This is a genomic window from Bradyrhizobium sp. BR13661, assembly GCF_029892425.1.
GTDB lineage: Bacteria > Pseudomonadota > Alphaproteobacteria > Rhizobiales > Xanthobacteraceae > Bradyrhizobium.
The window spans coordinates 139,809-163,384 of the sequence record NZ_JARXWB010000010.1; the positions used below are offsets into that span (position 1 = coordinate 139,809).

At 65.4% G+C, this 23,576-nt stretch carries 25 protein-coding genes and 1 tRNA gene; 21 read left to right on the top strand and 5 right to left on the bottom strand.

Translation table 11 applies throughout. The features are described 5' to 3' along the window. The first annotated feature begins 71 nt into the window (after window positions 1-71). From M2427_RS18470 to M2427_RS18485, 4 genes are read left to right on the top strand one after another with little or no spacing between them, the layout of a single operon-like run. A complete protein-coding gene (locus tag M2427_RS18470) occupies window positions 72-1,469 on the top strand; it encodes a VOC family protein (protein WP_280707941.1) in 1,398 nt (465 codons plus the stop codon). 36 nt (window positions 1,470-1,505) lie between these two features. After that, a complete protein-coding gene (locus M2427_RS18475; RefSeq protein ID WP_280707942.1) occupies window positions 1,506-3,068 on the top strand; it encodes an aldehyde dehydrogenase family protein in 1,563 nt (520 codons plus the stop codon). 11 nt (window positions 3,069-3,079) lie between these two features. Then, a complete protein-coding gene (locus tag M2427_RS18480; protein ID WP_280707943.1) occupies window positions 3,080-4,309 on the top strand; it encodes a pyridoxal phosphate-dependent aminotransferase in 1,230 nt (409 codons plus the stop codon). Between the two features lie 22 nt (window positions 4,310-4,331). After that, window positions 4,332-4,781, top strand: a complete 450-nt coding sequence (locus M2427_RS18485) for a hypothetical protein (protein WP_280707944.1) — start codon at window positions 4,332-4,334, stop codon at window positions 4,779-4,781. A gap of 63 nt (window positions 4,782-4,844) precedes the next feature. Here the strand turns inward: M2427_RS18485 and M2427_RS18490 are convergent. Then, window positions 4,845-4,921: transfer RNA gene (locus M2427_RS18490), tRNA-Pro, on the bottom strand. 68 nt (window positions 4,922-4,989) lie between these two features. On the opposite strand from M2427_RS18490, the gene M2427_RS18495 reads away from it, so the two are divergent. The 6 genes from M2427_RS18495 to M2427_RS18520 all read left to right on the top strand — a co-directional run bounded on the left by M2427_RS18495 (window position 4,990) and on the right by M2427_RS18520 (window position 10,897). Next, a complete protein-coding gene (locus M2427_RS18495; RefSeq protein WP_280707945.1) occupies window positions 4,990-5,979 on the top strand; it encodes an L-threonylcarbamoyladenylate synthase in 990 nt (329 codons plus the stop codon). A gap of 23 nt (window positions 5,980-6,002) precedes the next feature. Beyond that, window positions 6,003-7,430 carry an FAD-binding oxidoreductase gene (locus M2427_RS18500; RefSeq protein ID WP_280707946.1) on the top strand — a complete coding sequence of 476 codons (1,428 nt, stop codon included), beginning with the start codon at window positions 6,003-6,005 and terminating at the stop codon, window positions 7,428-7,430. A 2-nt stretch (window positions 7,431-7,432) separates the two neighbouring features. After that, window positions 7,433-7,864: a GNAT family acetyltransferase gene (locus M2427_RS18505; protein ID WP_280708049.1), complete on the top strand. Its 432-nt coding sequence runs from the start codon at window positions 7,433-7,435 to the stop codon at window positions 7,862-7,864. Between the two features lie 9 nt (window positions 7,865-7,873). Then, entirely contained in the window at window positions 7,874-8,455 is a 582-nt protein-coding gene (locus M2427_RS18510) for an NUDIX domain-containing protein (RefSeq protein WP_280707947.1), read from the top strand. Between the two features lie 281 nt (window positions 8,456-8,736). Next, on the top strand, window positions 8,737-9,666 hold the full coding sequence (locus M2427_RS18515; RefSeq protein ID WP_280707948.1) for a glycine/sarcosine/betaine reductase selenoprotein B family protein: 930 nt from the start codon (window positions 8,737-8,739) through the stop codon (window positions 9,664-9,666). 37 nt (window positions 9,667-9,703) lie between these two features. Then, on the top strand, window positions 9,704-10,897 hold the full coding sequence (locus tag M2427_RS18520) for a CoA transferase (RefSeq protein ID WP_280707949.1): 1,194 nt from the start codon (window positions 9,704-9,706) through the stop codon (window positions 10,895-10,897). Between the two features lie 3 nt (window positions 10,898-10,900). Here M2427_RS18520 and M2427_RS18525 read toward each other — a convergent pair whose 3' ends face one another. Continuing rightward, complete coding sequence (locus M2427_RS18525) at window positions 10,901-11,461, bottom strand: TetR family transcriptional regulator (protein WP_280707950.1); 561 nt, start codon at window positions 11,459-11,461, stop codon at window positions 10,901-10,903. 103 nt (window positions 11,462-11,564) lie between these two features. Between M2427_RS18525 and M2427_RS18530 the strand changes: the two genes are divergently transcribed. Beyond that, window positions 11,565-11,984: a Tautomerase enzyme gene (locus M2427_RS18530; RefSeq protein WP_280707951.1), complete on the top strand. Its 420-nt coding sequence runs from the start codon at window positions 11,565-11,567 to the stop codon at window positions 11,982-11,984. A 56-nt stretch (window positions 11,985-12,040) separates the two neighbouring features. On the opposite strand, the gene M2427_RS18535 is transcribed toward M2427_RS18530, so the two are convergent. Next, window positions 12,041-12,799 carry an SOS response-associated peptidase gene (locus M2427_RS18535; protein WP_280707952.1) on the bottom strand — a complete coding sequence of 253 codons (759 nt, stop codon included), beginning with the start codon at window positions 12,797-12,799 and terminating at the stop codon, window positions 12,041-12,043. Window positions 12,800-12,860: 61 nt separating this feature from the next. Between M2427_RS18535 and M2427_RS18540 the strand changes: the two genes are divergently transcribed. The 4 genes from M2427_RS18540 to M2427_RS18555 all read left to right on the top strand — a co-directional run bounded on the left by M2427_RS18540 (window position 12,861) and on the right by M2427_RS18555 (window position 14,640). Continuing rightward, on the top strand, window positions 12,861-13,358 hold the full coding sequence (locus tag M2427_RS18540; RefSeq protein WP_280707953.1) for a hypothetical protein: 498 nt from the start codon (window positions 12,861-12,863) through the stop codon (window positions 13,356-13,358). 16 nt (window positions 13,359-13,374) lie between these two features. Further along, the gene (locus tag M2427_RS18545) at window positions 13,375-13,809 is read left to right on the top strand and encodes an NUDIX hydrolase (RefSeq protein ID WP_280707954.1); all 435 of its coding nucleotides are present in this window, start codon (window positions 13,375-13,377) and stop codon (window positions 13,807-13,809) included. 46 nt (window positions 13,810-13,855) lie between these two features. After that, a complete protein-coding gene (locus M2427_RS18550) occupies window positions 13,856-14,233 on the top strand; it encodes a TIGR02301 family protein (protein WP_280707955.1) in 378 nt (125 codons plus the stop codon). A 140-nt stretch (window positions 14,234-14,373) separates the two neighbouring features. Further along, entirely contained in the window at window positions 14,374-14,640 is a 267-nt protein-coding gene (locus tag M2427_RS18555; protein WP_280707956.1) for a hypothetical protein, read from the top strand. A 12-nt stretch (window positions 14,641-14,652) separates the two neighbouring features. On the opposite strand, the gene M2427_RS18560 is transcribed toward M2427_RS18555, so the two are convergent. Continuing rightward, a complete protein-coding gene (locus M2427_RS18560) occupies window positions 14,653-15,522 on the bottom strand; it encodes a sulfurtransferase (RefSeq protein ID WP_280707957.1) in 870 nt (289 codons plus the stop codon). Window positions 15,523-15,725: 203 nt separating this feature from the next. Next, a complete protein-coding gene (locus M2427_RS18565) occupies window positions 15,726-17,060 on the bottom strand; it encodes a dihydroorotase (protein WP_280707958.1) in 1,335 nt (444 codons plus the stop codon). A gap of 96 nt (window positions 17,061-17,156) precedes the next feature. On the opposite strand from M2427_RS18565, the gene M2427_RS18570 reads away from it, so the two are divergent. The 6 genes from M2427_RS18570 to M2427_RS18595 all read left to right on the top strand — a co-directional run bounded on the left by M2427_RS18570 (window position 17,157) and on the right by M2427_RS18595 (window position 23,576). Beyond that, the gene (locus M2427_RS18570; RefSeq protein WP_280707959.1) at window positions 17,157-18,032 is read left to right on the top strand and encodes a folate-binding protein; all 876 of its coding nucleotides are present in this window, start codon (window positions 17,157-17,159) and stop codon (window positions 18,030-18,032) included. Continuing rightward, a complete protein-coding gene (locus M2427_RS18575; RefSeq protein ID WP_280707960.1) occupies window positions 18,029-18,655 on the top strand; it encodes a DNA-3-methyladenine glycosylase I in 627 nt (208 codons plus the stop codon). The genes M2427_RS18570 and M2427_RS18575 overlap by 4 nt, the downstream gene beginning before the upstream one ends. Beyond that, a complete protein-coding gene (locus M2427_RS18580; RefSeq protein ID WP_280707961.1) occupies window positions 18,652-19,266 on the top strand; it encodes an HD family hydrolase in 615 nt (204 codons plus the stop codon). The genes M2427_RS18575 and M2427_RS18580 overlap by 4 nt, the downstream gene beginning before the upstream one ends. 78 nt (window positions 19,267-19,344) lie before the next feature. Then, window positions 19,345-19,851 carry a protein tyrosine phosphatase gene (locus tag M2427_RS18585; RefSeq protein ID WP_280707962.1) on the top strand — a complete coding sequence of 169 codons (507 nt, stop codon included), beginning with the start codon at window positions 19,345-19,347 and terminating at the stop codon, window positions 19,849-19,851. Window positions 19,852-19,870: 19 nt separating this feature from the next. Beyond that, window positions 19,871-20,833: an NAD regulator gene (locus M2427_RS18590; protein ID WP_280707963.1), complete on the top strand. Its 963-nt coding sequence runs from the start codon at window positions 19,871-19,873 to the stop codon at window positions 20,831-20,833. Window positions 20,834-20,882: 49 nt separating this feature from the next. Then, entirely contained in the window at window positions 20,883-23,576 is a 2,694-nt protein-coding gene (locus M2427_RS18595; protein ID WP_280707964.1) for a DUF2339 domain-containing protein, read from the top strand.

Sequence of the window (23,576 nt, forward strand, 5' to 3'; positions counted from 1 at the left end):
CATGATGAAATTGCATGATCCTTGGATCTCGCCAACGCGGACGGCGGATCCGCCCTCAAATGGAGACTTTGATGCCAGCGCTGCGCGCGGACGCGGACGAGATTCGCACCCTGTTTTCCCGCGCCATGTCGGACATGTACCGGGCCGAAGTGCCGCAATACGGCACTCTGATGGAGCTCGTCGACGACACCAATCGCGAAACGTTGCGCCAGCACGAGCAGCTTCGAGCGAGCCTCGAGCGGAACGATGAACTCGAGCGGTTGAACGTCGAGCGTCACGGCGCCATTCGCCTGGGGCGCGCGGACGAATTGCTCAACATGCGTCGCGTCTTTGCCGTGTTGGGGATGCACCCGGTCGGCTATTATGATCTGTCGGTGGCCGGCGTGCCCGTTCATGCCACGGCCTTTCGGCCGATCGACGATGCCGCGCTCCGGCGCAACCCGTTCCGGGTATTCACCTCGCTGTTGCGCCTCGACCTGATCGAGGATGAGACCCTTCGTGCCCAGGCGGAGCGAATCCTTGGCGAGCGCCACATCTTTACGCCGCGCACGCTCGAGCTCGTCAGCATTTTCGAATCCGAGGGCCACTTGACCGTCGCACAGGCGGAGGAGTTTGTGCGCGAAGCCCTCGATACCTTCCGTTGGCATAGCGAAGCGACGGTGAGCCTTGAGGTCTACAAGCAGCTCCATGACGCCCATCGACTGATCGCCGACGTGGTGAGCTTCAGAGGCCCTCACATCAACCATCTGACACCGCGCACGCTGGACATTGATGCCGTCCAGGCCGCGATGCCACGACGCGGCATTGCGCCGAAGGCGGTCATCGAAGGGCCACCGCACCGCGACTGCCCGATCCTGCTGCGCCAGACCAGCTTCAAGGCGCTCGAGGAGCCGATCCTGTTCGAGCAGGCAAATGCCGCGAAGGTCGCCGGGACGCATACGGCCCGCTTCGGTGAGATCGAGCAGCGCGGCGCCGCTCTCACGCCCAAAGGCCGCGAGCTCTACGACCGATTGCTCGCCTCCGTGCGGCAGGCGGGCGCGACCGCGCGCGACTACGACACCGAACTGACGGAACGATTCAAAGCGTTTCCGGACGATTGGTCGGAGCTTCACGCACAGCGGCTCGCCTTCTTCCGCTATTCGGCGACGCATGCAGGCATTGAGGCCTCCAAGAGGCAGGCACCGCCATCCAGCCTCGATGATTTGGTGGCTGCGGGCTTCCTGCGCTACGATCCGATCGTCTACGAGGATTTCCTCCCCGTGAGCGCGGCAGGAATCTTCCAGTCGAATCTCGGCACCGAACAGCAGCAGAACTACGCTGCGCGATCCAACCGGGCTGCGTTCGAAACTGCCCTCGGTGCCAAGGTTCACGACGAAATGAAGCTTTATGCGCAGGCGGAAAGGGATTCGCTGGAGCAAGCTCTGGTCCAGCTCGGGTCACCGCACCTCGCACGCCGGGCCATGGCCTGATCGAACCGCACTTTAACCGTCCAAGGGAAAAACGCCATGACGACCACAGCCCAAACCGCAACCCGCACCGTCAACTCCCTGGCGGGCGAGGCCGACGCGCTCCTGAGCTCACTCGGCGTCAAGCGCAGCCGCTACACCGGCGGCCAGCTGATTGCAAGATCGCCGATCACCGGCGAGATCACGGGCCATGTCAACGAGATCGGTGCCGCCGACGCCCAGGCGGCAATCGACAAGGCACATGCGGCCTTCCTCGAATGGCGACTGGTGCCGGCGCCGAAGCGCGGCGAGCTCGTCCGCCTGCTGGGCGAGGAGTTGCGCGCCAACAAGCAGGCGCTTGGCAGGCTCGTATCGATCGAGGCCGGCAAGATTGCCTCCGAGGGCCTCGGCGAAGTCCAGGAGATGATCGATATCTGCGACTTCGCGGTCGGCCTGTCGCGCCAGCTCTATGGCCTAACCATCGCAACCGAGCGCAGCGAGCATCGGATGATGGAAAGCTGGCATCCGCTCGGCGTCACTGGGATCATCTCGGCGTTCAACTTCCCGGTCGCGGTATGGTCCTGGAACGCAGCGCTGGCGCTGATTTGCGGCAATAGCATCGTCTGGAAACCGTCCGAGAAGACGCCGCTGACCGCCCTTGCCACGGAAGCGCTGTTCGATCGCGCGCTGGAGCGCTTCAAAGCGGAAGGCGGCAAGGCACCGGAGGCGCTGTCCGCCGTTCTCTTCGGGGGTCGCGAGATCGGTGAAATCCTCGTCGATCACGCCAAGGTCCCGCTGGTGTCGGCGACCGGCTCGACCGCAATGGGGCGCATCGTCGGCCCGCGGCTGGCAAAACGCTTTGCGCGCGCGATCCTCGAGCTCGGTGGCAACAACGCCGCCATTGTCGCGCCGACGGCCGACCTCGACCTGACGCTACGCGGCGTCGCGTTCGCCGCCATGGGCACTGCAGGCCAGCGCTGCACGACGCTGCGACGCCTCTTCGTTCACGACAGCGTCTACGACACGTTCGTGCCGCGACTGAAGCGCGCCTATGAGTCCGTGACCATCGGCGACCCGCTCAAGGACGGCACCCTAGTCGGTCCGCTGATCGACGCCGCAGCCTTCGCCTCGATGCAGAAGGCGCTGAGCGAGGCGCGTGCCGAAGGCAGCAAGGTGTTCGGCGGCGAGCGCGTTCTCTCCGGCGGCGCCGATGCGGCGTATTATGTCCGCCCGGCGCTGGTCGAGATCGCAGAACAAACCGGGCCCGTCGTGCACGAAACCTTCGCGCCCATTCTCTACGTAATCAAGTATCACGACTTCAATGCGGTGCTCGATTTGCACAATGCGGTCCCGCAGGGCCTCTCGTCCTCGATCTTCACCAACGACCTCCGCGAAGCCGAATCCTTCCTGTCGGTGCGAGGATCGGATTGCGGCATCGCCAACGTCAATATCGGTCCATCCGGCGCCGAAATCGGCGGCGCTTTTGGAGGCGAGAAGGAAACCGGCGGTGGACGCGAGTCGGGCTCGGATGCTTGGAAGGCTTACATGCGCCGCGCAACCAACACGGTCAATTTTGGCCGGACTTTGCCGCTCGCCCAGGGCGTCAAGTTCGACGTGGCGTAGAGGACCGTTTGATGAACGCGCCCTTCCCCGGTTCAACGTCATTCCGCCCCTCCCACCGCCTTTCGTCGATTGGCGTGTCGGAGATCCTGAAAATCAGTGGGCTCGCCGCGGAGATGAAGCGAGAAGGCCGCGACGTCATCATCCTCGGTGCAGGCGAGCCTGACTTCGATACGCCGGACTTCATCAAGGATGCAGCCGAGCGCGCCATGCGCGCCGGCGCGACCAAGTACACCGCTCTTGACGGCACGCCCGAACTCAAGGCTGCGATCCGCACCAAGTTCAAGCGGGACAACGGGCTCGATTTCGCGCAAGACGAGATCACCGTGTCAGCCGGAGCCAAGCAGGTTCTGTTCAACGCCATGATGGCAACGATCAACCCCGGCGACGAGGTCATCATCCCGACGCCGTTCTGGGTGACCTACGCCGACATCGTAGCGATCGTCGGTGGCACGCCGGTGCTGGTGCCTTGTTCGGAAGCCAACGGCTTTCGGCTTTCAGCCGAAGATCTCGAGCGAGCAATCACGCCCCGCACGCGATGGGTCATGCTGAACTCGCCGTCGAATCCATCCGGTGCGGCCTATGCGGAGGCCGATTACCGGCCGATCCTCGACGTGCTCCTCGCGCATCCGCAGGTCTGGCTGATGGTGGACGACATCTATGAGCACATCGTCTATGACGGCTTTCGCTTCGCCACGCCGGCGGCAATCGAGCCGGCTCTGCGCAACCGGACGCTGACCATCAACGGCGTCTCGAAGGCCTATGCGATGACCGGCTGGCGCATTGGCTACGGCGGCGGGCCAAGTGCTCTGATCCGAGCGATGGCCGTCGTCCAGAGCCAGTCGACATCCTGCCCTTCGTCGGTTAGTCAGGCCGCAGCGATCGAGGCGCTGAATGGCCCTCAAGATTTTGTCCACGACTGCTGCCGGTCCTTTCAGGAACGGCGCGATCTTGTCGTCGGCGCACTGAACAGGATCGATGGCATCACCTGCCGCGTGCCCGAGGGTGCCTTCTATACGTTTGCGAGTTGCGCCGGTCTGATGGGCAAGACGGCGTCCGACGGACAACGGATCGAGAGCGATACGGCGTTCACCGAATATCTTCTGCGCACCGCCGGTGTCGCGGTTGTCCCAGGTTCGGCGTTCGGTCTCGCGCCCTATTTCAGGATTTCCTACGCGACCTCCGCCGTCGAACTCGAAGATGCGTGTCGACGCATCACACGCGCAGCTTCGGAACTCTCGTGAACGCGCAACCAGTCAAGTTGCCGTGGACGACAACAGCCCTGCCGCCTTTGACCATCATCGCGGCGACCACCTGGTCCGCGGCCAGCTTGCTGGCACTGTAATCAAAGACGACCGCGGCTCCTTCAGCCAAGATCCGGGCGGCGATTTCGGCACCGCTCTCCTTGGGCGCCCGTTGGGCGTCGCCAAAGAGCACTTTGTCGAATACAACGGCAAGCCCGTTCTCTCGGTCAAGAAGGCCTTCAGGACGGTGGTCAAGCTCGCCAAGATCGACACCACCGTCGAGAACGTCACCCCCCACACGGCGGCGACATGGTTGATGCACCAGGGCGTCGATCTATGGACGGCGGCCGGCTATCTGGGCATGACGGTGGAAGTGCTGGAACGGGTATATGGCCATCATCACCCGGATCATTTGGCAGACGCGGTTCGGGGCATCACGGCCAAGCGGCCCATGAAAAAAGCCGTGGTCTGATATCAATCTTGGGCTATTTCTTGGGCTTGAAAAAAGTGCAAAACGCTAAGTATCTGAAATTCTTGGTCGGAGTGGCAGGATTCGAACCTGCGACCCCTGCGTCCCGAACGCAGTGCTCTACCGGGCTGAGCCACACTCCGACAAGAGGCCGGCTTATAGCGTCGGGTTTGGCGCACCGCAAGCGGCCGAGACGAGGAATTTTGTCCCTGTGAAAACGGGTCTTGAAACACTGGTTTTACCGGCCGGCGAGGCCGGCGCGGAAGCTGCCGCCCGGACCCTGGCCGCCGGCGGGCTGGTCGCGTTTCCGACCGAGACGGTCTACGGGCTCGGCGCCGACGCCGCCAATGCCACGGCGGTCGCCCACATCTACAGCGCCAAAGGCCGGCCGGCCTTCAATCCGCTGATCGCCCATGTCCCCGATCTCGCGGCGGCACGGCGGATCGGCCGGTTCGATGCGCGCGCTCTGAAGCTTGCGGAGGCATTCTGGCCGGGGCCGCTGACGCTGGTGGTGCCGAAGACGGACGATTGCCCTGTGGCCGATCTCGCCACGGCCGGCCTCGACACCGTCGCGATCCGCATTCCCGCCCACCCCGTGGCGGAGGCGATCCTGCGCGCCTTTGGCGGGGCCGTGGTGGCGCCATCCGCGAATATCTCCGGCCACGTCTCGCCGACGCTGGCGGCGCATGTCGAAAGCGATCTTGCCGGGCGCATCGACCTGATCATCGACGGCGGGCCGGTTGCGGTCGGCGTCGAATCGACCATCGTCGGCTGCCTCAACGCGCCGATGCTGCTGCGGCCCGGCGGGCTCTCGCGCGAACGGATCGAGGCTGTGCTTGGCGCGCCGCTCGCAAGGCCGCCTGTCGAGGCCGAGAGCGACGACAGCCAGCCGCTGGCGCCGGGCATGCTGGCGTCGCATTACGCGCCGCGCGCGATGGTTCGGCTGCGCGCGCAAGACGTTGCGCCAGGCGAAGCGCTGCTGGCGTTCGGCCCCGATTGCCTGCCCGGCCAGGAGGCCGCCGCCGCTGTCATGAATTTGTCGCCCGCGGCTGATCTCGACGAAGCCGCCGCCAATCTGTTCGGCTATCTTCGGGCGCTTGATGCGAAGGCGCCCAAAGCGATTGCCGTCATGGCCATCCCCGAACAGGATCTGGGCGAAGCAATCAACGACCGGCTGCGTCGCGCGGCGGTTGCGCGCTAGAACGCGGAATGAGAGAAGACGACATGAACATCAATCAATCCGCCGCCCCTCCCCTTGCGCCCGAGCTGATCGACCAATTCCGCAAAATCGTCGGCGACAAGCACGCGATTACTGACGTGACCGATATCCAGGCCTACGTCACCGAGGAGCGCAATCTGTTCCACGGCCGCTCGCCGCTGGTGCTGCGCCCGGGCTCGACGGCGGAAGTCTCCGCGATCTGCAAGCTCGCGAACGAGCACAAGATCGCCCTGGTGCCGCAGGGCGGCAACACCGGCCTTGTCGGCGGGCAGACGCCGCACAATGGCGAGGTGGTGGTGTCGCTGCGGCGGCTGGACAAGATCCGCGAGGTCGACACGGCGTCCAACACCATGACGTGCGAGGCCGGCGTCGTGCTGCAGATCGCGCAAGCGAAGGCCGCAGACGTGGACCGGCTGTTTCCGCTCTCGCTCGGCGCAGAGGGAAGCTGCACCATCGGCGGCAACCTCTCGACCAATGCCGGCGGCACCGCGGCGCTCGCCTATGGCGTGGCGCGCGAGATGGCGCTCGGGCTGGAAGTGGTGCTCGCCGACGGGCGCGTGCTCAACGTGCTGTCGAAGCTGAAGAAGGACAACACCGGCTATAATCTGCACAATCTCTTCATCGGCGCGGAAGGCACGCTCGGCATCATCACCGCGGCGACCCTAAAACTGTTTCCGAAGCCGCGGGCGATCGAGACCGCCTATGTCGGGCTGAAGTCGCCGGCAGCGGCGCTAAAATTGCTGACGATCGCGCAGAGCGAAGCCGCAAACGCGCTGACGAGCTTCGAGCTGCTGTCGGAGATGGCGGTCGATTTCTCGGTCCGCCACGGCATCGACGTGCGCGATCCACTTGCCGAGAAGCATCCCTGGTACGTGCTGATGGAGCTGTCCTCTCCTGGTGACGATGCTCGCACGCCGCTGGAGACGATCCTCGCCCGCGCCATGGAGGAGGAGATCGTCGACGACGCCGTGATCGCGGCCAATCTCAGCCAGCGCAACGGCTTCTGGAAGCTGCGCGAGGAGATGTCGTCGGCGCAGAAGCCCGAAGGCGGCTCGATCAAGCACGATATCTCCGTTCCGGTCGCCGCCGTGCCCGCCTTCATCGAGGAAGCCAACGCCGCCGTGGTCAAGCTCATCCCCGGCGCGCGGCCGGTGCCGTTCGGCCATCTCGGCGACGGCAATCTGCATTACAACGTCAGCCAGCCCATCGGCGCCAATACGGCGGATTATCTGGCGCGCTGGCACGAGATGAACGCCGTGGTGTTCGAGATCGTGCTGCGCATGGGCGGCTCGATCTCGGCCGAGCACGGCATCGGCGTGCTCAAGCGCGACGAGCTGCCTGAGGTGAAGGACAAGACCGCAATCGAGCTGATGCGACAGATCAAGGCGATGCTCGATCCGCACGGCATCATGAATCCGGGAAAGGTGCTGTGACCGTGGCTGCTCTGACTGTTGATGCGATCAATGAAGCTGACATCGAGACCGTCGTTGCGCTGTGGCAGCGCTGCGGCCTGACGCGGCCCTGGAACGATCCGCATGCCGACATCGCGCTGGCGCGGCGGCGGGACAATTCCACCGTGCTGATCGGTCGCGACAATGGCGCGATCGTCGCGACAATCATGGTCGGCCATGACGGCCATCGCGGCTGGGTCTACTACGTCGCGGTCGATCCTGACGGGCGCAAGCGCGGCTATGGCCGGGCGATCATGGCAGCCGCCGAAGACTGGCTGCGTGCGGCCGGCATCGCCAAGCTGCAGCTGCTGGTCCGCCGCGAGAATGCGCAGGCCAATGCGTTCTATCAGTCGCTGGGCTTCGAGGAATCGACCTCGGTGATGTTCCAGAAGTGGCTCGACGGCCGCGAACACTGAAAGACAGCCATGACCATTTCCGACCGCGTCCGCATCAAGGACGTCCGCGTGCTCTCGAACGGCTGGACCACGCTGAAGAACACCACGTTCGACTACCGGCGCGCCAATGGCGCGTGGCAGACGCAGCACCGTGAGACCTATGAGCGCGACAACGCGGCCGCCGTGCTGCCCTACAACCGTGCCGGGCGCACCGTGATCCTGGTGAAGCAGTTTCGCTTGCCGGCGTTCATCCGCGGATATGACGACCTGCTGATCGAGGCGGCCGCCGGCGTGCTGGACGACGCCGCGCCCGAGGTGCGCATCCGCGCCGAAGCCGAAGAAGAAACCGGCTATCGCCTGCACCACGTCCACAAGGTGTTCGAGGCCTTCATGAGCCCCGGCGCCGTCACCGAAAAACTGCATTTCTTCGTCGCCGAGTACGAGCCGGGAATGCGGGTCAGCGACGGCGGCGGGCTCGAGCACGAGGGCGAGGATATCGAGGTGCTGGAAATCGGCATCGACGAGGCGCTGGCGATGATCGCCGACGGGCGGATCATCGACGCCAAGGCGATCATGCTGCTGCAATACGCGGCGCTGCATATTTTCAGGTGAGTTACCTTCCCTTCTCCCCTTGCGGGAGAAGGTGGCGCGAAGCGCCGGATGAGGGGTATGTCTCCACGGACTCCCAGAGCAGTGGGACACGCGGAGAGATACCCCTCACCCGTCTCGCCGCTATCGCGGCGAGCCACCCTCTCCCGCAAGGGGAGAGGGTTAACCGCACCGACGTCTCACCATCTTCATCTGCAATTCTGTCCTGCGCCACCGCTCCCCCCGTTGAGCAAACCGCCGACTATCTCTAGTCTGGCTCTAACCAAGAACCAGGAGACGCGCCCATGTCCGCTCCGCGCGACGACGAATTCGGCTTTGCGCCCGACTATGATGCCCCAATCCCCTATATGCAGCGCACGCGGGATTATTACAGCGCGATCGGCTACACCACGCCGTATCGCTGGGCGCATTACTCCGAGGCACCGTTCCAGCCGCTGAAGAAGCCGCTGGCAAAGTCGCGTGTCACCATCATCACCACGGCGGCGCCGTATGATCCAACCAAGGGCGATCAGGGACCCGGCGCTGCGTATAACGGCGGCGCGAAGTTCTACCAGGTCTATGACGGCGACACCTCGAAGCCGCACGACCTCCGCATCTCGCATATCGGCTACGACCGCAAGCACACCACGGCGACCGACAACGGCACCTGGTTTCCGCTGCCGCAGCTCTTGAAGGTGGCCGCCGCAGGGCGCATCGGCGAGGTAAGCCAGCGCTTCTTCGGCGCACCGACCAATCGCAGCCACCGCGTCACGCTCGACACTGACGCGCCGGAGATTCTGGCGCGCTGCATTGCGGACAAGGTCGACGTCGCCGTGCTGGTGCCGAACTGCCCGGTCTGCCACCAGACGACGGCGCTGGTGGCGCGGCACCTGGAGCGGAACGGCATTCCGACCGTGATCATGGGCTGCGCCAAGGACATCATCGAGCACGCCGCCGTGCCGCGCTTCCTGTTCTCCGATTTCCCGCTCGGCAATTCCGCCGGCAAGCCGCATGATCTCGGCTCGCAGGCCCGGACGCTGGAGCTGGCGATGAAACTGCTGGAGACCGCGAGCGGCCCGCAGACCACGATGCAGTCGCCGCTGCGCTGGAGCGAGGATGCCTCCTGGAAGCTCGACTACAACAATGTCGCGCAGCTCTCGCCGGAGGAACTGGCGCGACGCCGCGCCGAATTCGACAAGCAAAAGGAGATCGCGCGCGGCAATCGCGCCGCCTGACGTCCTCAAATAAAGAGAACAACGAGGGGAGAGCGACGTGACGCGACCGTTCGAGGGCGTGAAGATCCTGGATTTTACGCAGGTGCTGGCCGGTCCTTACGCCAGCTACCAGCTTGCATTGTTGGGGGCCGACGTCATCAAGGTCGAGCGGCGCGAGGGCGAGGACATGCGCCGCACGCCGCTGTCGCGCGAATGGGCCGAGCGCGGGCTGGCGCCGGCTTTCCAGGCCATCAACGGCAACAAGCGCAGCCTGACGCTCGACCTGCAAAAGCCCGATGCGATCGCGATCGTGAAGAAGCTCGCCGCGACCGTCGACGTCGTCATGGAGAACTTCCGCCCGGGCGTGATGGACAAGCTCGGCATCGGCTATGAGGCGCTATCGGCGATCAATCCGAAGCTGATCTATTGCGCGGTGTCAGGCTTCGGTCAGACCGGCCCCGATCGCCTGCGGCCCGGCTATGACGGCAAGATGCAGGCGCTGTCGGGCATCATGGCGATCACGGGTCACCCCGAAACCGGCCCGACACGCGCGGGCTTTGCCGTGTGCGACGTTCTTTCCGGCGCAACGGCCGCGTTCGGCGTGTCGAGCGCACTCTACCAGCGCGACCGCACCGGCAAGGGGCAGCTCATCGACGTCTCCATGCTGGAGGCGACGATGGCGTTTCTGTCAGGGCAGATCGCGGACTGGTCGGTCGCGGGCCATCGCCAGCAGCTCTCGGGCAATCAGGCCGTCAGCCGGCGGACCACGGCGAACCTGTTCAAATGCGGCGACGGCCACATCCTGCTCGCCGTCAACAACGAGAAGCAATACCGCGCGCTGATGTCGACGCTCGGCCGCGAGGACACGCTCTCCGATCCGCGCTTCGCCGACTGGTTCTCCCGCAACGAGAACGAGCCCGCGCTGCGCGCCATCATCGAGGAGGCGCTCGCGGCAAAGCCTGCGCGCGAATGGGAGACGATCCTGGAAGATGCCGGCGCGCCCTGCGCCAGCATCTGGAAGGTCGAGGAGGTGATCGACCATCCGCAGATCAAGGCCCGCGGCGCGATCCAGGAGCTGGATACGAAATACGGCCGCCTGCGCTTTGCCGGCAGCGGCTTTCGGCTCGCGCATGGCGGCGGCAAGCTCGATCGGATGGCTCCGGAATTGGGCTCGGATACGGATGCGGTGCTGGGCGAACTGGGGTTCGATGCAGCGGAGATCGCGGCGCTCAGGGCGCGCGAGATCGTCTGAGAACTAGATCGCCTTCGCAGCTAACTTGGCTGCGGCGAGGATCTCGCGCCTGATGGTGTCGTCCTTTACCGCGCGCGCCATGTCGGCCGCGCCGGTCAGGATCGCAAGCAGCGCCAGCGCGCGCTGCCGCGCATGCGTGCCGCGAAACCCCTGCGCGACGAGGTCCGCCAGACGCTCCAACTCGCCCTGATAGACCGCGCGCGTTGCGGCGTCCGAGCGCGCCACGTCGGAGGAAAAACTGGGTAGCGCACACGCCTCGTCGAGGCCGACCTCCATCCGTTCGCCCAGATAGAAATCGACGAACGGTTCGCGCCAGCCGCTGCCATATTGCGCCTGAAACTGGGCGATGCCGCCGCGCAGGAAGGCGAGCCCGTCCGCGACCGCAAGCCGGAACGCATCCGCCTTGGATTCGAAGTGGGCGTAGAACGCCCCCGAGGTGAGGCCCGCGCCCTTGGCGAGCGCGTCCACCCCGGCGCCGCCGAATCCGCCGGTGCGGAAGCCGCGCCCGACTGAAACCGCCAACCGTGTGCGCGCGTCACCGTCGCTCTTCTTCGGTCGTGCCATCGGCCACCTCTCGATAGCGATCGTTATATTAGGCTTGACGATATAACGATCGTTATGTTTTATATAACGACCGTTATCTCACGGTTCAAAGGGAGACCTCTCAATGCCCATCCAGATCATCGTTCCCGAAGGTGCGCTGACGCCATCAGCCGAAGCCGAGGCGTTCGGCAAGCTGACCGAACTGCTGTTGCGCTTGCACGGCCTCACCGGCAACCGGTTCATGACGCCGAACGTCATCGGTGAAGTGACCGTGGTGCCGAAGCGGCGCACCTATTCCGGCGGCAAGCCCGCCGACATCGCCGTGTTCGAGCTCAAGGTGCCGTCATTCGTGCTGCCGACGCAGGAGCTGAAGGACGCCTGGATCTCGGAAGGGACTGCTATCATCGAAAGGGCCGCCGAGGGACGCATCAAGCGCGAGCACATTTTTGCGAATGTCAGCTACGCCGTGGACGGCGGCTGGGGCATCGGCGGCGAGGCGTTCAGCAATTCCGCGCTCGGATCGGCGGTCGCCGCGGCGGCTTGAGTTCCAGAACAGTGATGGTGGGCACGGCGCGATGCGCCTATGCCCACCATCGTCGCCTAGAACAGCGACCCCTGCCCGTCATCGGCCGACGTGCCTGCGGCCTTTCGCGCGACCTTCTTCGGCTTCGGCGCCTCGGCCTCCATCTCTTCCGCGCTGATCGGCAAGAGCAGCTGCTCGTCGTCATTGGCAACGCGGTTGACGCGGGTGGAGACCGGGTGCCAGGCGAATTCGCCGATGCGAGGGGCGGTCATCAAGGGCAGGATGGCGTCGATCTCGTCGCCGCGATGATCGAGCCAGCGCTCGAAATCGCGCGGGCTGATCGTCACCGGCACGCGATCATGCAGCGTGGCGAGGTCCTCGCTCGCCGCCGCCGTGACGATCGCGACCGTATCGAGCTCCTCGCCATTCGGTCCGATCCAGGTCTCGAACACCGCGGCAAAGCCGAGCGGCGTGCCATCCGCGCGATGGATGAAGAACGGCTGCTTGCGGCCATCGATGGACTTCCATTCGTAATAGCCGTCAGCCGGGATCAGGCCACGGCGCCGGCGAATCGCCTTTTTGAACGCGGGCTTCTCCAGCACCGTCTCGGAGCGGGCGTTGATCAGCAGCGTAAAACCCTTGGGGTCCTTGACCCAGCTTGGCAGCAGGCCCCAGCGCATCAGGCGAAAATGGCGCGCGCCATTCTCGACCAGCACGACCGGAATCGGTTGTGTCGGCGCGACATTGTACCGGGGCGGGAAATTCGGCTGCTCGATATAGCCGAACAGTTGCCGCAAGGCCGCGGGGGCCGAAGTTATGACGAAGCGTCCACACATCCTGGCGCCAATATAGGGTCCGTTGAGGTCCTTTTAACCTCGAACGTTAACACTGCGGCCGATGAGCTCAATGGCCTCCCAACCCGCGACACGCGCACAGACGGGCCCCGAGGCCGTGGCCTGGGCCGAACGGCTGCGCGTGGCCAACATCAACCCGCGGACCGGGCTTGCCACTGACTATCTCAACCATTTCAATGAAGCCGTGATGCTCCTCGAGATGATCCCGGACATGCCTGAGTGCGCCGAGGATTTTCTGACCTGGTCGCCGCTGTCCTATGCCGAGCACTTTACGGCCTCGAATTTCAAGGCGCGGGATCTGGCCATCGAAGCCTATGAGAAGGCCGAGCCATCCGTGCGCGCCCAGTTCGACCACATCACCGACACCATGACCTCAATCCTGACAGCGGTAGGCTCCGCCATGCGAGAGGTCGAGAAAGACACGACCCGCGTTCGGCTGGCCGAGCAGGCGACGGCCTGGGTCAAGCCGCTGATCGCGGCCTGCGGCGGCATCATCAATGGCGGCGCGGAAGCCGACGTCGACACCATCATGGCGAATTGAGCCAGGTCGTTAAAAAATGCCTGCGGTCGTCCAGCCCACCCATCCCCAGATCGCCGTCAGTGCAGCCATTTTCCGTGACGGCAAGGTGCTTTTGACCCGTCGCGCCCGCTCGCCCGCCAAGGGCTTCTATTCGCTGCCGGGCGGCCGGGTCGAGTTCGGCGAATCGCTGCATCAGGCGCTCAAGCGCGAGGTCGACGAGGAGACCGGGCTCGAGATCGAGATCGTCAGCCTTGCGGGCTGGCGCGAGGTGCTGCCGGCCGCACCCGGTGCCGGCCACTACCTCATCATGTCCTTTGCCGCCCGCTGGGTGGCCCGGGAACCGGCCCTGAACGACGAGCTGGACGATTTCAGGTGGATCGCCCCGGACGCCCTTGGGAGCCTCGGGGACCTCAAAATGACCGGGGGGCTGGAGGAGATCATCCTGTCGGCCCAGCGGCTGATCGGCCCCTGACCGCCCGCCTTGCGTCATCAGCCCTGAGGGGGCATACAGCCCGCCGATGTCGACGCGATTTCTGGCCATTTTTGCCCTGATCCTCGCCTGCGCCTCCGCGCCCGCCCGGGCCCAGGACGCGGCGGCGCCGTTCGACGCCGATTTGCAGCGGCTGGCCGAGATCCTCGGCGGATTGCATTATCTGCGCGGCATCTGCGGCTCCAACGAGGGCAACAAATGGCGCAGCGAGATGCAGGCGCTGATCGATGCCGAAACGCCCGCCGGCGAGCGCCGCACCCGCATGATCGCGGGCTTCAACCGCGGCTATAACGGCTTCCAGCAGACCTATCGTAGCTGCACGCCGGCCGCGACGGTGGCGATCCGCCGCTACATCGAGGAAGGCTCGAAGATCTCGCGCGATTTGACGGCGCGTTACGCGAACTGAGTTCACAGGAACCCTGTCATCGACTTTGTTCACAGCCGTTAACCGTTCCTAAAGATGTGGCCTAGCGAACGTTAATGCGCGTGCTACACCTCTCGCACAGCGCATCGCCGTGGATCGCGCCCCAGCCCTGATCGAGTTTCATGAGCCATCCAGTGTCCTACGCCCCCGCACGCGCGCCGCTGCCCGACCACGAGCAGAAACAGGCCGCCCTGAGCTATCTGAACGAAGCCTGGGCCGAAGCGCGCCATGATGGCGTCGATGGCGACTGCCTGGCGCAGGCAAGCCTGTTCGCGGCACTGGCCGAACTCGTCGGCACCTATGGCGAGGACGCGGTGGCGAAATTCGTCGAGGGCTTTCCCGCCCGCATCCGCAACGGCGAGTTCTCGATCTGCCTTGCAAGGCAGTAAGGCTTTCGCGCGTTAGTCTGTCTCGATCGGCAGAGACGAGTCCCTCGCCCATTCGCCCATCGAGGCGTCGTAGAGCGTGAGCTTGTCGTAGCCGAGCTGTGTCAGCATCAGCAGGTCGATCGTCGCCGAGATGCCGCCGCCGCAATACAGGATCACGTTCTTGTCGCGCGTGACGCCTGCCGCGGCGAATTTCGCTTCGGCATCGGCAAGCGAGGTCAGCGTCTTGTCGGCATTCACGAGCGTTGCGGCCGACACGTTGACGCTGCCGGGCACGCGGCCGGGCCGGCCGTAGCGGCTCGGCTCGAGTCCCCTGTGAAATTGCGGTCCGAGCGCGTTGACCGTGACGGTCGAGGGATCGCCGATCCGCGCCTTCACGACCGTCTTGTCGACGAAGAAGCCCGCGCGTGGCGCGGCCCTGAAGGTCGTCGGCGGATAGCCCTTCGGGGCGCCAGTCTCGATCGGCCGTCCCTCGTCCTTCCATTTGTCGAAACCGCCGTCGAGCACAAGCGCATCGACGCCGAGTGAGCGCAGCATCCACCAGAACCGCGTCGACCACATCATGGTGCCGATGCTGTAGAGCACGATGGTCTTGCTCGCATCGGCGCCGTGGCGGCCGAAGGCACCCTCGAGCTGCGCGACGTCTGGCATCATGAAGAATTGCGAGGAGGAGGTGTCGGAGAACTCGCCCTGCAGGTCGAGGAAATCGGCGCCGGGGATGTGGCCGGCCGCGAACGTCTTGTCGCCGGGGACGGCGCGATAGGGCACGTCACTGCCTGGTGGCACCGGCTCATTGTAGGTCGTGCAATCGTAGAGGCGGAGATTGGGATCGGCGAGAATTGAGGCGAGCCGCTCGGCGGTGATAAGGGCGGATGGCTGGGACATGCGCGCTCTCCTATGCCCCTGTCGTCGTCCTGGCGAAAGCCAGGATCCATTACCCCAGGGTGGCGTTTGGCGAAGACCAGCGATTAATCCCTTCGCCGGTACTGCGACCGTCTATCACGGATAGATTCCGCGGTATGGGTCCTGGCTTTCGCCAGGACGACACCGGAAGTGTGGCACGGGGCGTGCCTTCCACCAACAATTCCTTACTGCTTCAGCGTCTCCAGAAACCGCACCGGCTCGCCCTGCGAGGGCGTCACCAGCTCACCCTGCCACATCACGCGACGGCCGCGCACAAACGTGCCGACGGGCCAGCCCGTCACGCGGACGCCGTCATAGGGCGTCCAGCCGGCCTTGGAGGCGACCCATTTGTTGGTGATGGTTTCGCTGCGCTTCAAATCAACGACCGTAAAGTCGGCATCGTAGCCGGCCGCGATACGACCCTTGCAGGCCATGTTGTAGAGACGCGCGGGGCCAGCGCTGGTGAGATCGACGAAGCGCGCCAGCGACAGGCGCCCCGCATTGACGTGATCGAGCATCAGCGGCACCAGCGTCTGCACGCCGGTCATGCCGGAGGGCGAGGCCGGATAGGTCTTCTGCTTCTCTTCCAGCGTATGCGGGGCGTGGTCGGAGCCGAGCACGTCGACGATCCCCTGCTCGATGCCGCGCCAGATCCCGGCGCGGTGATCGGCTGATCGCACCGGCGGGTTCATTTGCGCGAGCGTGCCGAGCCGCTCGTAGCATTCGGGCGCAACTAGCGTGAGATGATGCGGCGTCGCCTCGCAGGAAGCGACATCCTTGTGGTCGCGCAAGAACTCGATCTCTTCCTTGGTCGAGATGTGCAGCACATGGATGCGCTTTCCGGTCTCATGCGCGAGCTTGACCAGGCGTTGCGTCGCCATCAGGGCCGCGGTCTCGTCGCGCCAGACCGGATGCGAGCGCGGGTCGCCCTCGATGCGCAGCGACTTGCGATCGTTGAGGCGATACTCGTCCTCGGCGTGGAATGCGGCGCGGCGGCGGATCACCTGGAAGATGCGGCGCAGGCTCTCGTCGTCCTCCACCAGCAGCGCGCCCGTCGAGGAGCCGATGAACACTTTCACGCCGGCGCAGCCCGGCGCGCGCTCCAGCACCGGCAGGTCCTGCACGTTCTCGCGGGTGCCGCCGATGAAGAAGGCGAAATCGCAATGCATGCGGTGATGGGCGCGCTTGATCTTGTCGGAGAAGGTCGCCTCGGTCACGGTGAGAGGCGACGTGTTCGGCATCTCGAACACGGCGGTGACACCGCCCATCACGGCGCTGCGCGAACCCGTTTCGAGGTCTTCCTTCTGCTCCAGCCCGGGCTCGCGGAAATGCACCTGCGTGTCCATCACGCCGGGCAGGATATGCAGACCCTTGCAGTCGATCACTTCGGCCGCGGAAGCCTGCGACAGCGGACCCAGCTCGGCGATGCGGCCATCGGCGACGCCGATATCGCGAACGCCCTCGCCGTCCTGGTTGACGACGGTGCCGCCCCTGAGGATCACATCGAAACGCTGGGTCATGGAGCCTCTCTCATCCCCAAGCGCAGGGCTCGAGGTCTTGTCGTTTATGCTTTGCGGGCTTACGTTCCGGAGCACCATGTCGCAAGAGATTTTCGCATGAAATCAGCGTTTCTTCCCGACCGGGGCGTGATCAAGGTCGCGGGCGATGACGCGCGCAACTTCCTCAACGGCCTCATCACCACCGATGTCGACAGGCTCAAGCCGGGCCTGGGACGATTCGGCGCGCTGCTGACGCCGCAGGGCAAGATCATCGTGGATTTCCTGATCACGGAAGCCCCTGCCGGCCATGGCGGCGGGTTCCTGATCGACTGCCCGAAACCGCTGGCCGACGGCCTCGCCACCAAGCTGAAATTCTACAAGCTGCGCGCCAAGGTGACGGTGGACAACCTCGATCTCGGCGTGCTCGCGGCCTGGGATGGCCAGCTGGCAGCGCAGCCGGACCTCGCCTTTGCCGATCCGCGCAATCCTGAGCTTGGCACGCGCATCCTGATCCCCGAAGATCTCAAGCAGAAACTATCCGACCTGATCGGAGCCGACCTGGTCGATGCCGCCGACTACGAGGCGCATCGCATCGCGCTCGGCGTGCCGCGCGGCGGGCTCGATTTCATGTACAGCGATGCGTTCCCGCACGAGACCAACATGGATCGCCTCGCTGGCGTCGACTTCGACAAGGGCTGCTATGTCGGCCAGGAAGTCGTCTCGCGCATGCAGCATCGCGGCACCGCGCGCACCCGCAGCGTCAAGGTGCTGCTCGACGATCTCTCGCCTGAGGTGGGTGTCAGCGTCATGGCCGGAGACAAACAAGTCGGCACCATGGGCTCGTCGGCGAAAGGCAAGGGCATCGCGCTGGTGCGGATCGACCGCGTTGCGGACGCGCTCGATGCCGGGCAGGCGCTGACCGCTGGCGGACTCGCGCTGAAGCTGGCAGAACCTGATGTCGTTCGCGTTCCCGCCAAGCAGCCCATCGCATGAGCCGTGCTCCCCGCCTGCATCCCGACGGAAAGACCCGCTGCCCGTGGCCCGGCGAAGATCCGCTCTACGTCGCCTATCACGACACCGAATGGGGCGTGCCCGAATATGACGACCGCGCTCTCTACGAAAAGCTGATTCTGGACGGCTTTCAGGCCGGCCTGTCCTGGATCACGATTTTGCGCAAGCGCGACAATTTCCGCAAAGCCTTCGACGATTTCCAGCCGGAGAAGATCGCGCGCTACACCGACAAGAAGGTGCACGCGCTGATGAACGATGCCGGCATCGTGCGCAACAAGGCCAAGATCGAGGGCACGATCCTGAGCGCGAAGTCCTATCTCGACATCATGGAGAAGGGGCCCGGCTTCTCGAAGCTGCTGTGGGACTTCATGGGCGGCAGGCCCAACGTCAACAATTTCAAGACCACGGCGAGCGTACCGGCCTCGACGCCGCTGTCGGTGCAGATCTCCAAGGAACTGTCCTCGCGCGGCTTCAAGTTCGTCGGCCCGACCATCGTCTATGCGTTCATGCAGGCGACCGGCATGGTCAACGATCACCTCGTCGACTGCCACTGCCACGCGACCTGCAGCAAGCTGCAGCGCAAGCCGCGCCTCAAGGCCAAATGACGGCCAGGAAAATGTCACGCGGCGTGGAGTCCCGCGCCTGGCAGCGCATGCTGTCGGGCCGGCGGCTCGATCTGCTCGATCCCTCCCCGCTCGACATCGAGATCGCCGACATCGCGCATGGGCTGGCACGCGTCGCGCGCTGGAACGGACAGACGACCGGCGCGCATATTTTCTCGGTGGCGCAGCACACGCTACTCGTCGAGACCGTGCTGCGGCACGAGATGCCGCGCGTCGACGAGCGCATGCGGCTCGCAGCGCTGTTGCATGATGCGCCCGAATACGTGATCGGCGACATGATCTCGCCTTTCAAGGCCGTGCTCGATGGCCACTACAAGGCGGTGGAAAAGCGCCTGCTCGGCGCCATCCACATCCGCTTCGGCCTGCCACCGGTGCTGCCCGAGGAGATCACGCTCGCGATCAAAGCCGCCGATCGCGGCGCGGCCTATCTGGAGGCCACCGAGCTTGCCGGTTTCAGCGAGAGCGAGGCCAAGCGGCTGTTCGGCAAGGACCCGGGCCTCTCCGACAGCATCAGGCGCGACTATCTGACGCCCTGGACCGCGGCGCGGGCCGAGAAGCAGTTTCTGGAGCGGTTTGGGGCGGTGTTCGCGTAGGTGCGAGGTGGTGGGCACGGCGCGATGCGCCTTTGCCCACTCTACGGCGGTCGCTATAATCTTCGAAAAAGGTCCGCCATGATCCATGTCTGTTCCCTCGCCGCCCTTCCCGAAACCGTCCGCCGCACCGGGGCCAGCCATGTGCTGACTGTGATGGCCAATGTCGAGCAGGTGGCGCGGCCGGTGTCGGTGCTCCCTGCCAATCATCTCAAGGTGTCGATGGACGACATTACCGAGGAGATGGATGGCTTTGTCGCGCCCTCCGAGGCCCATATCGACCAGGTGCTGAATTTCGTCCGCGGCTGGGACCGCGGCGCGCCGCTGGTGGTGCATTGCTATGCCGGCATCAGCCGCTCCACGGCGAGCGCATTCGCCGCCGTCTGCGCGCTCAATCCCGATCGCGACGAAATCGAGATCGCGAAGAAGATCCGCGCGGCCTCGCCGATCGCCTCGCCGAACCGGCGCATCGTCGGTCTCGCCGACCGTGCGCTCGGGCGCAGCGGCCGCATGCTGCGCGCGCTCGACGAGATGGGCCCGGGCGAGATGCTGGTCGAGGGCCGCCCCTTCGTGATCGAGCTCGAATGACAGCAGCGATCGTCATCGCATGAGCGACAAGCTGCTGACGCCGATCGAGATCGGCCTGACTGCCGCGATCGTCGCGATCGAGGATCACGAGCCGCTGGTGCTGACTGCGCGCGGCGGCGACGGATTAACCGGGCTGCCGTTCGGTCCGTTCGATGCGCCGAGCCATCGCACCTTTGAGATCGGCCTGCGCGCCTGGGTCGAGGAACAGGCGGGCCTGCGGCTCGGCTATGTCGAGCAGCTCTACACGTTTGGCGACCGCGGCCGTCATGCGGAGGCCGGCGACACCGGCGCGCATATGGTGTCGATCGGCTATCTCGCGCTGACGCGCGCCGCCGAAGGCGCTGCGAATGCCGCGAGCTTCGAGCCCTGGTATCGCTTCTTCCCGTGGGAGGACTGGCGCGAGGCGCCGCCCGCGATCATCGCCCGTGACATCATCCCGGCGCTGACCGCATGGGCCGAGGAGGAGACGCCCGAGACCACGCGCGCGCTGCCACGCAAGGACCGCGTGCGATTCTATTTCGGGCTCGAGGGTGCGGCCTGGGACGAGGAACGCGTGCTCGACCGCTACGAGCTCTTGTACGAGGCCGGCCTCGTCGAGGAGGCGCGGCGCGACGGCAGGCCCGCGGCGCTCGCACGGAAAACGCTGCCCGCGCTCGGCACCTCGATGCGGTTTGACCATCGCCGCATCCTCGCCACGGCGATCGCCCGGCTTCGCGCAAAGCTGAAGTATCGGCCTGTGGTGTTTGAACTTTTGCCTGCCGAGTTCACACTCACGGAATTGCAATACACGGTGGAGGCGATCTCCGGCCGTCACCTGCACAAGCAAAATTTCCGCCGCCTTGTGGAAACCGAGGCCCTGGTCGAACCGACCGGTGTGATGTCGACACAGACGGGCGGGAGACCGGCGGCGCTCTACCGCTTCCGCCGCGACGTGCTCCAGGAGCGACCCGCCCCGGGCTTGCGCGTACGCTCGCGGCGCTAGACTAATAGTTGCGTGGTCGGCCCCTGCCCGCCGATTGCCAGGAGATCCCATGTTCGACGCCCCGTTCGACGTCTTTGCCGTGATGATTGCGATCGCCGCGTTCCTGATCGCGCTGAAAGCGTCGAACCAGGCGACCGAGCTGCGCCGGCGGCTGGGCTCGCTCGAGGCGATGCTGCAAGCACAGCGACAGGTCCAGCCGCACCCACCGCTACCTGTGCAGGAGCAAGCCAGCACGCCCGCGGCAGAACCGCCGCCGCTTGCGCCGGAGGCCGAGGCCGCGCCGCCGCCGCTCGTCACCGAAGATGTTTCGCCGCCACCGCTCGAAGCCAAAAGCGAGGCCGCTGCACCGCCGCCGCTGCCCGCGCCGGAGCCCGGTTTCGAAGAACGACTTGGCACACGCTGGGTGGTGTGGATCGGCGGCCTCGCGCTCGCGCTCGGCGGCTTCTTCATGGTGCGCTATTCGATCGAAGCCGGCCTCGTCGGCCCCGGCGTGCGTGTGTTCCTCGGCGGCCTGTTCGCAGCAGCGTTGCTGGGAGCCGGCGAGTTCACGCGGCGCAAGGAGAGCATCTCCAATATCCAGGCGCTGCCGATCGCCAACATCCCGGCGATCCTGACCGCGGCCGGAACGGCGGTGGCGTTCGCAACCGTGTACGCGGCCTATGCGCTCTACGGCTTCCTGGTGCCCGCCACGGCGTTCGTGCTGCTCGGCATCGTTGCGATGAGCACACTCGCGGCCGCACTGCTGCACGGGCCGGCGCTCGCAGGCCTCGGCGTGGTCGGCGCCTTCGCGACGCCGGTGCTGGTCTCCAGCGGCAAGCCGGACTATTGGGCGCTCTATATCTATCTGGCCATCGTCACTGCCGCGAGCTTTGGCCTTGCCCGTATCCGTCTATGGCGCTGGCTGGCCGTGACGACGATCGTCTTCGCGGTGCTCTGGACCTTCCCGGGTCTCGACACCGGCGCGTCGCTGGTTGCGCCACATGCATTCCACGTGATGTCAGGCTTCGTGCTCGCCGCACTGCTCGTTGTCTGCGGCTTCATGTTCGGCCCTGATATCGAAGGTGGACAGATCGAGCCGGTCTCGTCGAGCGCGCTCGGTGCCTATCTGTTCGGCGCGATGTTGATCGTGCTGTCGAGCGCGCATGCTGACCTGTCGTTGATCGCCTTCACGCTGCTCGTTGCGGCGACGCTGTTTGTCGCCTGGCGCGCGGAGGCTGCCGCCGGCGCGCTGGGCGCGGCGGCTGCGACGGTATTCATCGTCTTCGCCGAATGGGCGGTGCGCGCCAATCCTGACATGCTGGTGCTGCCGGGCGGCCCGATGCCGGGCATCACGCCGACCGCGATCGATAGCGCGGTGACGCAGCATCTGGTGATGGCCGCGATCTTTGCCGCCGGCTTCGGCATCGCCGGCATCGTCGCGCAGGGGCGCTCGCATTTGGCGATCATTCCCGTGGTGTGGTCGGCAGCAGGCGTTGCCACCCCGATCGCGATCCTTATCGCGCTCTACGCGCGCATCGCCCATCTCGACCGCTCGATCCCGTTTGCGATCCTCGCGGTGCTGCTCGCAGCAGCTTTTGGCGCGGCCACCGAAATGCTGACCCGCCGCGAAACCCGGCCGGGCCTTGCGATTTCAACGGCGCTGTTTGCGACCGGCACGCTCGGCGCGCTGGCGCTGGCGTTGACCTTCGCGCTGGAGAAGGGCTGGCTCACCATCGCGCTGGCGCTGATGTCGCTCGGCACGGCCTGGATCGCGCTGCAGCGACCGATCCCGTTCCTGCGCTGGCTCGCCGCGATCTTTGCCGGCATCGTCACTGCACGCATTATCTACGATCCGCGCATCGTCGGCGATGCCGTCGGCACCACGCCGATCTTCAACTGGCTGCTGTGGGGCTATGGCCTGCCGGCCGCCTCGTTCTGGGCGGCGAGTCTGTTCCTGCGCCGCCGGGGCGACGATGCGCCGCTGCGCATGGTGGAAGCCGCCGCGATCCTGTTCACCGCGCTGCTCGCCTTCATGGAGGTCCGCCATCTCGCGACCGGCGGCGACATGATCGCCTCACCCTCGCTGTTGGAGGCCGCCTTGCAGGTCTGCGTGGCGCTGGCCATGGCGATCGGGCTCGAGCGATTGCGGCTGCGCAGCCACTCGATCGTGCACAATGTCGGAGCGATCGTGCTCACGGCGATCGCCGGCGTCATCAGCGTGTTCGGCCTGCTGTTCCTGGAGAACCCGCTGCTGTGGCACATCGATGTCGGCGGCGTAGTGTTCAACCTGCTGCTGCTCGGCTATGCGCTGCCTGCGGTGCTGATGCTGCTGCTCGCTTATGCGGTGGTCGGCGAACGCGGCAAGATCTATGCGAACACGATCGCAGGCGCGGCGCTGGTGTTTGCGCTTGTCTATCTGACGCTGGAGATCCGCCGCTTCTACCACGGCCCCTTCCTCACCAGCGGCGAGACCACGGGCGCGGAGCAATACACCTATTCGATCGGCTGGCTCGCCTTTGGCGTCGTGCTGCTCGGCATCGGTCTTCTCGTCAATTCCGAGCGGGCGCGGCTGGCCTCCGCCGCCGTCATCGCGCTGACGATCCTCAAGGCCTTCGTGATCGACATGTCGACGCTGACGGGCGTCTGGCGCGCGCTGTCGTTCATGGGCCTCGGCATCGTGCTGGTCGCGATCGGCTGGCTCTACCAGCGCATCCTGTTCCGGCGGCAGATTGCGCCACCGCCGGCTCCGCAGACGAGCACGTGA